At 68.3% G+C, this 12,564-nt stretch carries 11 protein-coding genes; 7 read left to right on the top strand and 4 right to left on the bottom strand.

Translation table 11 applies throughout. The features are described from left to right. Positions 1-34: 34 nt before the first annotated feature. Together ABIC32_RS02375 and ABIC32_RS02370 are read left to right on the top strand one after the other, a co-directional pair. A complete protein-coding gene (locus tag ABIC32_RS02375; RefSeq protein WP_354072071.1) occupies positions 35-1,126 on the top strand; it encodes a bifunctional transcriptional activator/DNA repair enzyme AdaA in 1,092 nt (363 codons plus the stop codon). Then, positions 1,110-1,637, top strand: coding sequence for a methylated-DNA--[protein]-cysteine S-methyltransferase (locus ABIC32_RS02370; protein WP_354072069.1), 528 nt, complete (start codon positions 1,110-1,112; stop codon positions 1,635-1,637). The genes ABIC32_RS02375 and ABIC32_RS02370 overlap by 17 nt, the downstream gene beginning before the upstream one ends. Here ABIC32_RS02370 and ABIC32_RS02365 read toward each other — a convergent pair. Continuing rightward, positions 1,634-2,344 carry a LamG-like jellyroll fold domain-containing protein gene (locus ABIC32_RS02365; protein WP_354072067.1) on the bottom strand — a complete coding sequence of 237 codons (711 nt, stop codon included), beginning with the start codon at positions 2,342-2,344 and terminating at the stop codon, positions 1,634-1,636. The genes ABIC32_RS02370 and ABIC32_RS02365 overlap by 4 nt on opposite strands. 109 nt (positions 2,345-2,453) lie before the next feature. Here ABIC32_RS02365 and ABIC32_RS02360 point away from each other — a divergent pair, with 109 nt between their 5' ends. Continuing rightward, complete coding sequence (locus tag ABIC32_RS02360; protein ID WP_017504716.1) at positions 2,454-2,852, top strand: host attachment family protein; 399 nt, start codon at positions 2,454-2,456, stop codon at positions 2,850-2,852. Positions 2,853-2,889: 37 nt separating this feature from the next. Here the strand turns inward: ABIC32_RS02360 and ABIC32_RS02355 are convergent, their stop codons facing one another. Further along, positions 2,890-5,097, bottom strand: a complete 2,208-nt coding sequence (locus ABIC32_RS02355) for a methyl-accepting chemotaxis protein (RefSeq protein ID WP_307512393.1) — start codon at positions 5,095-5,097, stop codon at positions 2,890-2,892. A gap of 69 nt (positions 5,098-5,166) precedes the next feature. Then, a complete protein-coding gene (gene ilvA / locus ABIC32_RS02350) occupies positions 5,167-6,681 on the bottom strand; it encodes a threonine ammonia-lyase, biosynthetic (RefSeq protein ID WP_354072064.1) in 1,515 nt (504 codons plus the stop codon). A gap of 190 nt (positions 6,682-6,871) precedes the next feature. On the opposite strand from ilvA, the gene nadA reads away from it, so the two are divergent. From nadA to nadC, 4 genes are read left to right on the top strand one after another with little or no spacing between them, the layout of a single operon-like run. Then, the gene (nadA, locus tag ABIC32_RS02345; protein ID WP_354072062.1) at positions 6,872-7,963 is read left to right on the top strand and encodes a quinolinate synthase NadA; all 1,092 of its coding nucleotides are present in this window, start codon (positions 6,872-6,874) and stop codon (positions 7,961-7,963) included. Positions 7,964-8,021: 58 nt separating this feature from the next. Continuing rightward, positions 8,022-8,876: a metalloprotease gene (locus ABIC32_RS02340; protein ID WP_354072060.1), complete on the top strand. Its 855-nt coding sequence runs from the start codon at positions 8,022-8,024 to the stop codon at positions 8,874-8,876. Further along, positions 8,873-10,387: an L-aspartate oxidase gene (locus ABIC32_RS02335; protein ID WP_354072058.1), complete on the top strand. Its 1,515-nt coding sequence runs from the start codon at positions 8,873-8,875 to the stop codon at positions 10,385-10,387. The genes ABIC32_RS02340 and ABIC32_RS02335 overlap by 4 nt, the downstream gene beginning before the upstream one ends. Next, the gene (gene nadC / locus ABIC32_RS02330; RefSeq protein ID WP_066549924.1) at positions 10,384-11,241 is read left to right on the top strand and encodes a carboxylating nicotinate-nucleotide diphosphorylase; all 858 of its coding nucleotides are present in this window, start codon (positions 10,384-10,386) and stop codon (positions 11,239-11,241) included. Before ABIC32_RS02335 ends, nadC begins: the two co-directional genes overlap by 4 nt. A gap of 21 nt (positions 11,242-11,262) precedes the next feature. Here nadC and ABIC32_RS02325 read toward each other — a convergent pair whose 3' ends face one another. After that, entirely contained in the window at positions 11,263-12,387 is a 1,125-nt protein-coding gene (locus ABIC32_RS02325) for a cell wall hydrolase (RefSeq protein WP_354072055.1), read from the bottom strand. Positions 12,388-12,564 lie beyond the last annotated feature (177 nt).

The raw sequence follows: 12,564 nt of genomic DNA, 5'->3' as shown, positions 1-12,564 counted from the left end.
AGACATCGTCGGGCGGGCGGCGCATCCTGCGGGCATGGATCAGGTTTTGGATCAGGAGGCCTGCTGGCGCGCCGTCGTGGCGCGGGACGCCCGTTTCGACGGGCGTTTCTTCACCGGCGTGACCTCGACGGGGATCTACTGTCGGCCGGTCTGCCCGGCGCGGACGCCGAAGCGCGAGAATGTGGTCTTTCACCCCAGCGCCGCAGCAGCCGAGGCGGCTGGCTTGCGGGCCTGTCTGCGGTGCAGGCCCGAGACGGCGCCGGAAATGGGCGCCTGGCGCGGCACGTCGAATACCGTCAGCCGGGCCCTGGCCCTGATCGAGGCGGGGGCGCTGGATGTCGGCGACACGGACGCTTTGGCGACACGGCTGGGCATGGGCGAGCGGCAGCTGCGCCGCCTTTTCCGCCAGCATCTGGGCGCGGCCCCGGTCAGCGTGGCCCAGACGCGGCGCGTGCTGTTGGCCAAACAGTTGATCCACGAGAGCACCCTGTCGATGGCCAAGGTGGCGATGGCGTCGGGTTTCGGCAGCGTACGACGATTCAATGAGACGTTTCAGGCCCTGTATGGGCGCGCACCGTCCGACCTGCGGCGTCGCAAGGTCGAGGCCGAAGCGGGCGGGGTGATAAAGATCGGCCTGTCCTACCGCCCGCCCTATGACTGGGATGCCATGATGAAGACCTTGGCGATACGCAGCGTCCCAGGCGAAGCAGTGGTCAACGACGCTTGGACCCGGCGGCTTCACCCCGACGTGGACGATACGGACGGTTCGGTGATGGTGCGCCCCGCCCAACCGGGCAAGGCGGCGGTCGAGGCGCGGGTTGAGAATCTGAAAGCCTTGCCGGGCGTGCTGGCGCGGGTGCGGCGCGTTTTCGACCTCGCCGCCGATCCCGAGGCGATCACGCGCGACTTATTGGCCGACCCCGTGCTGCGCGCGGCAATCACGGCCAGGCCGGGGTTGCGGCTTGCGGGCGACTGGATCGATGCCGGTGCGGATGCGCCCAGCGACCGGCTGACGACGACAGACGCCGCGCTGCTGGCGCGCGCCGAGCGGTGGCGGCCGTGGCGGGCCTATGGCGCACTCTACTGGGCCCTGAGCGAGGAGCGGCGAGATGACCAAGCAGCCTGACATGCATCTGACCCTGGATCGCATCCCGTCCCCCGTCGGCGAGGTGCTGGTCGTCACCGACGCCCACGGCGCGGTGCGCGCGCTTGATTTCCACGACTATGAAGCCCGTCTGCGCCTGCTGCTGCGCCGACACTACGGTGAGGTTGTCCTGACCGAAGGCCGCGCGCCGGAGCCGGTGCGTCGGGCGGTCGAGGCCTGGTTCGGCGGCGACCTGACCGCCTTCGACGCCATCACGGTCCGCACGGGCGGCACGGAGTTCCAACGTGCGGTGTGGACGGCGTTGCGCGACATACCGATCGGCGAGACGCGCACCTATGGTCAGCTCGCTGCGGCCATCGGCGCGCCCAAGGCCGTCCGCGCCGTGGGTCTGGCCAACGGCGCCAATCCAGTCGGCGTCATCGTGCCGTGCCACCGCGTGATCGGAGCGAACGGGACGCTAACCGGCTATGCGGGCGGACTTGAGCGCAAACGCTGGCTTCTGGCGCATGAAGCGGGCGGCCGGCTGCTTTAGCCGCGAGTGAACCTTTCAGGCGTCAGGGCGGCGTGGGTGAAGCGGGCCTGACGCACCGCCCCCTTGAAGTAGTTCACGCGGTTGATGCGGCAACCGACCGAGGCGCGGCCTGGCCCTTGCGGCTTGAACGGCACCGGGTGCTCGCCCTGCAGGACCGCGTCGACATAGGCCCGGTACAGGACGCCGTCGAAAGTCTGCGCGACGTGGAACCACTGTCCGCACGGATGGAGCCGCTCGGGGAAGATCAGGGTGTGGTTGTAGCCGGGGCCGCGCGTGAAGGCGTCCAGATACCAGCGGTCCCGAACCACGCGGATCTCGAACAGGAATCGCGTCTGCGACGGCGGCTGACCGGCCGGCGCCTCTTCGGCGAGATGAAACCAGCGTTGCTCGAAGGCGCCGCCGTCGGGTCGGAACAGGGCCTCGAAAGTGAAGGTCTCGGCTCCGGCCAACGGATGCTGATCGATGAACAGGGCGTCGTCCACGCCGTCGAACTGAACCGCTCGGCCAAAGGGGCTGTCGATCAGGCCCGGCGCGCCCTCGACGCGGGTCTCGATCCCCCCGATGTCGGTCAGGCGATCAAAGGTCCATACCGTCTGGCGCGGCGATGCAGCCGTCATGGTCGCGCACCCTGGCAAGATCGCAGCCGCGGCGCCCGATGCGCCCAGGGCCATCAGGCGGCGGCGGTCCAGCGGCAGGACGTCAGGCATGGTTTATCTCCCGGCGGTTTTGTCGCGCGACACTATGGGATCGGCGGCGCGAGGCAACGGCCTGCGTCCCGGTTCGTTGTCCAGGTCCCTACACACTGGAGTATCGACGATGAAACTTTCCAATGGCGCGCTGGTGGCGGTGGTCGATGGCGAGAAGCTGGCCCTGTTCAAGAATACGAACGCTTCGGACATCAAGCTGACGCCGCTGGAAACCCCGGCCATCGCGGATCGGGTGTCGGGTTCGGCCGGCCGTCGATCCAATGAGGCGAACCCAGACAATGACACCCAGGCCGAGGACGGTTTCGCCATGGGCGTCGCCGAGGTGCTGAACAAATGGTCGGTCACCAACAAGATCGACGAACTGCTGGTGATCGCAGCGCCCAAGACGCTGGGCGAACTGCGCAAGCATTGGCACAAAGACCTTCAAGCCAAGCTGGTCGGCGAGATCGCCAAGGACCTGACGGGCCATTCCAGCGATCAGATCGCCGCCGCCATCGATAAGGCGTGAAGACAGACGGGCGCTGTGCGTGGTGCCCGTCCTCTAATCAGGCGGCGCGTCTCGACTGCGCCGTCTGACCCAGATCAAAGCGACTGATCAGCCCCTCCAGTTCGCCGGCCTCGCTCGTCAGGGCGTGGCTGGCGGCGGTGGATTCTTCGACCATGGCGGCGTTCTGCTGGGTGAATTGGTCCATCTGATTGATCGCCACATTGATCTCGCCGATGCCGACCGACTGTTCGCGCGTCGCGGCGGCGATGGTGCGAACCAGGGCGTTGGCCTCCGCAACCTGGACAGCGATTGCGCTGAGGCTATCGCGCGTCAGCGACACCTGATCGGATCCGCGCTGCACATTGCTTTGCGACAGGGCGATCAGCGCCTTGATCTCCTTGGCGGCGCTGGCCGACCGTTCGGCCAGGCCCCGCACCTCGGAGGCGACGACGGCGAAGCCGCGTCCGGCTTCCCCGGCCCGGGCGGCCTCGACGCCGGCGTTCAGGGCCAGAAGGCTGGTCTGGAAGGCGATCTCGTCGATGACGCCGACGATCTGATTGATCTGGGTCGAGGACTGCTCGATCTCCGACATGGCGCCGATTGCGTCCTGCACGACGGCCTCGCCCTTGTCCGCCGCCGCCTGAGCGGCCTGAGTGATGTCTCGGGCGCGCTCGGCGTTTTCGGCGCTGCTGCGTACCGTCTGCGTCAGCTCGTCCAGCGCGGCGGCGGTCTGCTCCAGACCGGCGGCCTGCTGCTCGGTGCGGCGCGACAGGCTGTCGGCGGCGGCGGCGATGTCCTGGCATCCGCCGCGCATCGACTGGGCCGTGGTCCAGATGCCGGTCATCGTCGAGTGCAACTGATGCAGGGCGGCGTTGTAATCTTCCGGGATGCGACGCGTGTCGGCGGTGAAGCCCGCCTCGGGCATCCGCCAGGCTAGGTCGCCGGCGGCGAGGCGCGATAGACCTTCGCCCAAAGTCTCGACGGCGCGCGTTTGCGAGGCGGCGAAAAGCTCCGTCTCCTCGGCGTGCCGGCGACGATCGGTTTCGGCGGCCGCACGTTCGCGCTGTTGCTGATCGCGCCGCGCCAGGCCGTCCGCAAGCTCGAGCCGGAACCCTTCGAGCGCCCGCGCAATCTGGCCCAGTTCGTCGGCCTTGTCCGCACCGGCGACGGGAACGTCATAACGTCCTTCGCTCATGGTCCGAACATCGGCCGTCAGACGCGCAAGTGGGCGTCGTATCAAACGGTCGCTGGTGACCAGAAGGGCGACGATGATGGCGGCGATGATCAGAACGCCGCCGACCAGAAGCATCAAGGCCAACTGCCGCGCCGGACCCTCGATCGTCGCGACGGGGATGTCCAGAACGACGGCCCAGGTCGCCTTTTGACCGGGCAGGATCACGGGCTGCACCAGACGTCGAACCGGCTCGCCGTTCACGCTGACGCCCTCGACCGCCTGGGCCTGGCGTTTGGCGATGACGTTGCGCACGATGTCCGCGCCAGCATCCGCATAGGCTTGACCTCGCACGGCGGCGTCCGGATGGGCGACCCAGACGCCTTTGTTCGACACCAGGGTCACGCGGCCCGTGCCCAGCGGCTTCATCGCCGCCAAGCGCTGCGACAGGTTGGCCAAGGTGATATCCAGGCCCGCGACGCCGATGATGCGGCCGTTGGCGCGCACCGGATAGGCGACCGAGGTCATCGCGACCTTGCCGCCGCCAATGTTCTCTTCGTACGGCTCGACTACGACCGGCGCGCCGCTGGCCATCGGTTCGGTATAATAGGCCTGTTCGAAGTCCGAGCCGTCTGCCTCAGGCTCCAAGGAAATCTGACCGTCACGACGCACCCAATAGATTGAAAGTCGTCCGTTGACGTTCGAACTGCTCGCCGCATCACCAATGTGGGCGGCGTCTGCGCCGACGGCGTCAGTGGCGGCCATGAACCAGGCGCCCATGACCTGATCGGTGGCTTCGGCGTTCGGCTTGACCAAGGCCATGTAGGCGGCGCGGTCGGTCAGGCCCGTCTGTCGTGCGGCGCCCAAGGTCGCGGCCAGGGTTTTGGCGCCCGTGCCGGCCGAGACGATCTCGTTGCGGATCTCTTGCGAGGCTTCTAGCGCAGCGCTTTCGGCGTATCGGCCGGCCATGTCGCGGACGATCGCGCCGGAATAGGCCGTCACGCCGATGGCCGCGACGATCATCAGGGCGCCGATGGCAAGCCCCGCCACGACGGCGAGCTTCAGGGCGATGGACAGGCGATTGAACGAGAACATGACGGGCTCCGTAGGCCTGTATTCATGCGCCGCCGCCCGCAAACGTCCGGTTAAGGTCGCACTACGTAGTTACGCACCGTCCAGAAACAGGCGGCACGCCGGGTTGGCGGTCTCGTCGACGTAGGGGTAGCCCAGATCGGCCAGGGCGGCGGTCAGTTGGTCCTGTTCCTGGGGCGGCACGCTGATCCCCGCCAGCACCCGGCCGACGTCGTCGCCGTGGTTGCGATAATGGAACAGCGTCAGGGCCCAGGCGGGCTGGAGGCTGTTCAGGAACCGCAGGAAGGCGCCGGGGCGCTCGGGGAACTGGAAGCGCAGGATGCGTTCGTGGGGCAGGCCAACGGTGCGGCCGCCGACCATGTAGCGGACATGCAGCTTGGCGGTCTCATTGTCGCTCATGTCCTCGACGGCGTAACCGCCCGAACGCAGGGCCGCGATCAGGTCGTCGCGCTCGTGCGGACCGTTTCGCAGGGCGACGCCGACGAAGATTTGCGCCTGCCCGTCGCCGGACCAGCGATAGTTGAATTCGGTGACCGAACGGCCGTCCAGACTGTCTAGGAATCGACGATAGTCGTCGCGGTCGTCCTTCATCGCCACGGCCAGCAGCGCCTCGGCGCCCTCGCCAATCTCGGCCCGTTCGGCGACATGGCGCAACCGGTCGAAGTTCAGATTGGCGCCCGAGTTGACGGCGATCAGACTGCCGCTACCGGGATGGGCGGCGGCCCAGGCCTTCAGCCCCGCCAAGGCCACGGCGCCCGAGGGCTCGGCGATGGCGCGGCTGTCGTCGAAGATGTCCTTGATCGCGGCGCAGATGGCGTCGGTGTCCACCAGCACGATCTCGTCCAGCAGATCCTTGCACAGCCGGAAGGTCTCAGTCCCGGCTCGACGCACGGCGACGCCGTCGGCGAACAGGCCGACCTCGTTCAGGGTCACGACCTCACCCGCGTCGATGGCGGACTTCATCGTCGGAGCATCCACAGGCTCGACGCCGATGATCCGGGTCTCGGGCCGCAGGAATTTGACGATCGCCGCGACCCCGGCGGCCAAGCCTCCGCCGCCGATGGGCACGAAGATGGCTTCGATCGGATCGGCGTGCTGACGGGCGATCTCGAGGCCCACCGTGCCCTGGCCCGCGATGACGTCGGGGTCGTCGAAGGGATGGATGAACGCCGCGCCGGTTTGGCTTTCCAGATGGCGGGCGTGGGCATAGGCTTCGTCGAAGCTGTCGCCATGCAGAACCACTTCGCCGCCAAGGGCGCGCACGGCCGCGACCTTGATGCCCGGTGTGGTGGTGGGCATGACGATGGTGGCGGGAATGTCGCGACGTGCGGCCGCCAGGGCCACCCCTTGCGCGTGATTGCCGGCCGAGGCGCAGATGACGCCCCTGGACAGTTCGTCCTCCGACAGGCCGGCGATCTTGTTATAGGCGCCGCGGATCTTGAACGAAAAGACCGGCTGCAAGTCCTCGCGCTTCAGCAGAACGGGCCGCTCGAGCCGCACCGACAGGCGGCGCAGCGGGTCGAGAGGCGTCTCCTCCGCCACATCATAGACGCGGGCGGTGAGGATGCGGCGGATGGTGTCCTGCATGGAAATGTCGTGAATAGGCGCTTGGGGGCAAAGAAGTGGGCTGCCATCTAGGCGATATCCGCCCACTTGGGAACGGTTTTTGCAGATCGCGGTCGTCGGTGACTTGCAGGAAGAGGTATGCATTTCCTCTTGCACAGCACACGCATCGGCCTACATTGCGCCTGCTTATGCTAAATGTGAGCATAAGGGTATGGAGATGATCATGGCTGACGGCGCCTTTGGTCTGACGAAAGAGCTGGAGCGGGAAACCGCCGGGGTGTGGGCCAAGGTCAAGGACCACGTCACGCCGCTGGAATGGCCTGCGCAGGCGCGCCTGATCAGCGAGATCAACCGGCTGAAGCGCGAGCGCGACGCGGTGATCCTGGCCCACAACTATATGACGCCCGAGATCTTCCACGGCGTCGGCGACTATGTCGGCGACAGCCTAGGTCTGGCCAAGGAGGCCGCGCGGTCGGACGCGAAGGTGATCGTCCAGGCGGGCGTGCATTTCATGGCCGAGACATCGAAGATCCTGAGCCCGGAAAAGACCGTGCTGATCCCCGACCTGCGCGCGGGATGCTCGCTGGCCTCGTCGATCACCGGCGCGGATGTGCGGCTGATCAAGCAGCGCTATCCGGGCCTGCCGGTCGTGACCTATGTGAACACCACCGCCGATGTGAAGGCCGAGACCGACATCTGCTGCACGTCCGCCAACGCCGTTCAGGTGGTGGAATGGGCGGCGAAGGAATGGGGCGTGGATCGGGTCATCCTGATCCCGGACGAGTTCCTGGCGCGCAATGTCGCGGCCCAGACGACGGTCGGCATCATCGCCTGGAAAGGTCGCTGCGAGGTGCATGAGCGGTTCACGGTCGCCGATATCGCCGAGATGCGCGCCGCCTATCCGGGGGCCGAGATCCTGGCCCACCCCGAATGCCCTGAGGACGTGCTGGCGGCGGCGGACTTCGCCGGCTCGACGGCGGCGATGACCGACTATGTCGAGGCGCGCCGGCCCAGACAGGTGGTGATGATCACCGAATGTTCGATGGCCTCGAACGTCGCTGGCGACGTGCCGGGCGTGCAGTTCATCGGCCCGTGCAACCTGTGCCCGCATATGAAGCGGATCACGCTGCAGAACATCCGCGACTGCCTGCTGCACATGCAGTTCGAGGTGACGGTGCCGGCCGACATGATCGAACGCGGACGCCTGGCGGTGCAGCGAATGATCGACCTGCCGCCGCCCGCCATTCCCGCGCGCTACGATCTGGTCAAGGCGCGCCACCACGTGGATGTGGAACTGATCTGAGCGTGACGCGGCGATCGGTCCCGGCGACGGGTCGGTCGTCCGCGCCCATCTGGACGCCATGAGCAACACAAACACCACAGATCAGACGCCTGGCCGCACGCCGGGGCCTTGGGACGCCAAGCCCGAAGCGACATTGGCGCGTGAAACCGCGCCGGCAGCCGAAGCGCCGGTCGAGAAGGACCAGAGCCTGGTGTGGGCGATGCTGTCCACAGCGCTGATGGGCGGCTTCCTGTGGTGGATCACGGGCAGCGCCATCGTGGCGGGCGCGGTGCTGATCGGCCTGTTCGTCCATGAGGCGGGCCACGCCCTGGCGATGAACAAGCTCGGCATGGGGCCGGCCCGCATCTACATTATCCCCTTCCTGGGCGGCCTGGCAAAGGCGCGGCGGGAGCCGAAAAGTGAGTGGGACGGGGTTCTGGTGTCGTTGGCCGGACCGGCGTTCGGCCTGCTGGCGATGATCCCCTTCGTCGGGGTCTGGATGGTTCTGGGGCAGGGAGAGTGGCTGATGGGCGCCTTCTTCATCGCCATGCTCAATCTGGTGAACCTTGTGCCTGCGCCGCCTCTGGATGGATCCAAGGCTCTGGGCCCGGTGCTGACGCGTGTGCATCCGCGTCTGGAGCAGATCGTGCTGCTGGTGATCGGCGTGACGGTGGTCTGGTGGGGACTGACGACCGGGCGGTTCATTCTGGCCGCCTTTCTGGCCCTGTCGGTGTTCAGCCATCTGAAGCGCGGCGTCTGGCGTGCGGCCTGGGGAACGCTGAGTTGGCCCGAGGCGGCCAACAGCCTGGCGCTCTATCTGCTAACCCTCGCGGCGTGCGCGGCGGCGGCCGTCGGCGCCCTGATGCCGATGACCGCGGGCGATCCGTCCGGCGCGGTGCAGTTGGGCCTCAACTACTTGGGCTTTGGACGATGAACCGAACGCGGCATCACGGACCTCTGATCGTCGGGGCGGGGCTGGCGGGGCTGTCGGCTGCGCTTGAGGCGGCCAAGGCCGGCGCGAAGGTTCTCGTCGTGACGCCCGAGCCCTTGCTGAACGCCTGTTCGTCCGCCTGGGCGCAGGGCGGGATGGCGGCGGCGCTGACGGCGCCGGATTCGGCCGCATTGCACGCCAAAGATACCGAGGCGGCGGGCGCGGGTCTGGTCGAGGCGGTCGCGGCGTGCGCCCTGACCGACGCCGGGCGCGAGACGGTGGAGTGGCTGGCGGCCCTGGGCGCGCCGTTCGACCGGGATGCGGACGGCGGCTTCGTGGTCAGTCTGGAGGCGGCTCATTCCGTTCCTCGCGTGGCGCGGGTTGGCGGCGACGGCGCTGGTCGAGCCATCCTGTCGGCCGTCGTTGCGGCGGTGCGAGCTGAAAAGCTGATCGAGGTCTGGGACGACGCACGACTGAAGGCCCTGTCGCAGGATGCCGACGGCCGAGTGGTCGGGGCGGTGGTGATGCGCGGCGACCGCCTGGTCGAGATCACGGCGACGGCGGTGGTGTTGGCCACTGGCGGCGCGGGCGGTCTGTTCGCGGCGACCACGACCCCGGCGGCGTTGAAGGGCGAGGGTATGGCCCTGGCCGCGCGCGCTGGCGCGGAAATGCTCGATCCCGAGTTCGTGCAATTCCACCCCACCGCCATCGACGTAGGACTGGACCCCGCGCCGCTGGCGACCGAGGCTTTGCGGGGTGAGGGCGCGCGACTGATCGATGGTCAGGGACGCTTTCTGCTGGGCGACGAGGCCGACGCCGATCTGAAGCCGCGAGACGTGGTGGCGCGAGCGGTCCATGCGGCGCGCGCCGACGGGCGAGGGGCCTTTCTGGATGCACGCACGGCGATCGGGGACGAGTTTCCTCACGCGTTTCCCGCCGTCTTCGCCGCCTGCATGCGCGCCGGGCTGGACCCACGCATCAGTCCGATCCCGGTGATGGCGGCGTGCCACTATCATATGGGCGGGACCGCCGCCGACGCGGACGGCCGTACGACGGTTGCGGGCCTTTATGCGGTCGGGGAGTGCGCGGCGACCGGCGTGCACGGCGCCAACCGGCTGGCGTCCAACTCTCTGCTGGAAGCGGCGGCCTTCGGTCGGCGCGCGGGCCGGTCGGCGGCCCAGGAAGTCGGCGGCGGCCGCGCGTTGGCGGCTGATATCTCGCCTGACCTGCCGGATGCGGCGATGGCCGAACTGCGGACCGCCATGACGGCGCATGCGGGTGTGGTGCGTGATGCGGAGGGACTACAGACCCTCATCTCCCTGATTGACCGGCTGCAGAGCCAGCACGGGCCGGCGGCCGTCCTGTTGGCGGCGAGGCTCATTGCCCAGGCGGCTCTGGACCGGCGCGAGAGCAGGGGCGGGCACTACCGCTCGGACTATCCGCAGACGGACGGGGTCGCTGTGCATACGCGGGTGCGGATGCCATACCCGGCGGCGTTGGAGGCGGCGGAATGAGACGACTTCCAGACGTTCTGATCGAGCCTGTCGTACGCCTGGCGCTGGCCGAGGATCTGGGTCGGGCCGGCGACATGACCGCCATTGCCTGCATCCCTGAGGGTGCGCGGATGAAGGCGGCCTTTTCGGCCAGAAAGCCCGGCGTGCTCGCGGGCATCGACTGCGTGCGCTTGGCCGTGCTGGCCATGGACCCCAAGGCCTCGGTCGATCTGCGGCTGAGAGACGGCGACGCCTTCGAGGCCGGCGACGTGCTGGCGGTGGTGGAGGCTGACGCGCGCGCCTTCCTGTCGGCCGAGCGGACAGCGCTCAATCTGGTCGGACGGCTCAGCGGCGTGGCGACTCTAACGCGCACCTATGTCGAAGCCGTCGCCGGGACCAAGGCGCGGATCGCGGATACGCGCAAGACCACGCCAGGCCTGCGCGCGCTGGAGAAGCACGCCGTGGCCTGCGGCGGCGGTATCAACCATCGCTTCGGGCTGGATGACGCCATCCTGATCAAGGACAACCACGTCGTTGTCTGCGGCGGCGTCGCCGAGGCGGTGCGGCGGGCCAAGGCCTTCGCCCCGCATTTGATGAAGGTCGAGGTCGAGGTCGATGGGCTGGATCAACTGGGCGCCGTATTGGCCCTGATCGACGAGGGCGCGGCGCCCGATGTCATCATGGTGGACAACTTCAGCCTCGACGACCTGTGCGCCGCCGTGGCGCGCGTCGCAGGGCGGATCGTGCTTGAGGCCTCGGGCGGGGTCGATCTGACAACCGTGCGCGGCATCGCCGAGACGGGGGTGGACGTCATCTCGGTCGGCGCCCTGACCCATTCGGCGCCGGTTCTGGATATCGGCCTGGACGCGCTCTGACGGCCTCCAGGCCTCCGCCGATCAAGCGGGGCTGGAGGCCGTTTCGGCGACGTCGGTCTTGGCCGAGGTCTCGTTCGCCCGCGCAGGGCGGGAAGCCGGTTGGGACACGGCGGCGCGCGTGGCGGCAGGCGAGGACGTCGTCGACTGGGCCGCCGGCGCGGGCAGGGCGCGGCCTTCCTGCGCCAGCACCATCGAATAGGCGACCGCTTGTCCGGCTTGGCGCGCGGTTTCGACCGGGTTTAGGCCGGCCTGGATCAGGCGCGGCTGGTCCGCCGGCGCCGCGCGACGGGCGGCGTAGGTGAAGGTCCCGCCGGTGCTTGAACGGCCGCCGAAGCGATAGAACAGATGGCTGCCGACCTGGCTGACCTGCACAAGCGACGAACGCCAGCCCGGCGTCACGGCTGTGGCGTGGAAGTGGGTCGCATTGCCGACGCGCGAGAAGACCGACCCCGACATGGCGTTCGAGGCTACGGTCTTGGCGCGGTTCCAGGCGGCCTGGTTGACGCGGCCGCGCATCGCGCCCGAGCAGGTGAAGGAGAACTGGCAACCGGTGCTGCGCGCCGCGCCTTGGAAGACGACGCCGCAGACGGTCTTGGGGAAGGCGGGGTGGCGCACGCGGTTCAGGACGACCTGGGCCACGGCCTTCATGCCGTCGGCGCCCTCGCCGCGGGCTTCATAATAGACGGCCTGGGTCAGGCAATCGAGATCGCGGCTGGCGTCCAGGGCGTTGGCGACGCGGAACGCGGGCGCGGCGGTCGGTGCTGTCAGGCTGGCGCGGCGAAGGTTGGGGTCGCCCGGCGCACGGAGTTGTTCGAGACGGGCGGCCAGCAGTTCGGCCTGGCGATCGCGCTGGGCCGAGCCCGCGCTGGTGTAGGGATCGTGTCGACGCGCGATGGTCAGGGCGCTGGCGTCGAGGCCGCCGGCGGCGGCGGCGAGAGCTTCTTCCGTGAAACCGGCGGCGGTGGCGCCTTGAATCCGTTCGGCCTGGGCGCGCAGCGTCGTCGCGCGCGCCGTCGTGCCGCCCAGATAGGCGCATCCGATCGCCAGTCCCAACAGACCGCCAAAGGCTGCAGCAGCCGTCATGGGCTTGATCTTGGCCACACGATCGGCGCGCAAAATGGCGCGCGTCTGCGAGGAATGCGACAACGAGATAGTCCTGTTCAGCAGGGCGAGAAACGCGGCCCCCGGGGTAGTCTTGCCGGCGAGGCGACCCATTGCGGTCGCGGTCCAGCCTGCAAATTCCGGCGCTCGGCTCAGTGGCCCGGGCGTCGAGGACGGGCCTTTAGCCAGCCTTTTATGGCCTCAATGTGTTCGATTCGCAAT

Source organism: Brevundimonas sp. 1080, assembly GCF_040545985.1.
Taxonomy (GTDB): domain Bacteria; phylum Pseudomonadota; class Alphaproteobacteria; order Caulobacterales; family Caulobacteraceae; genus Brevundimonas.
This window is presented reverse-complemented; position numbering and strand designations above follow the sequence as displayed.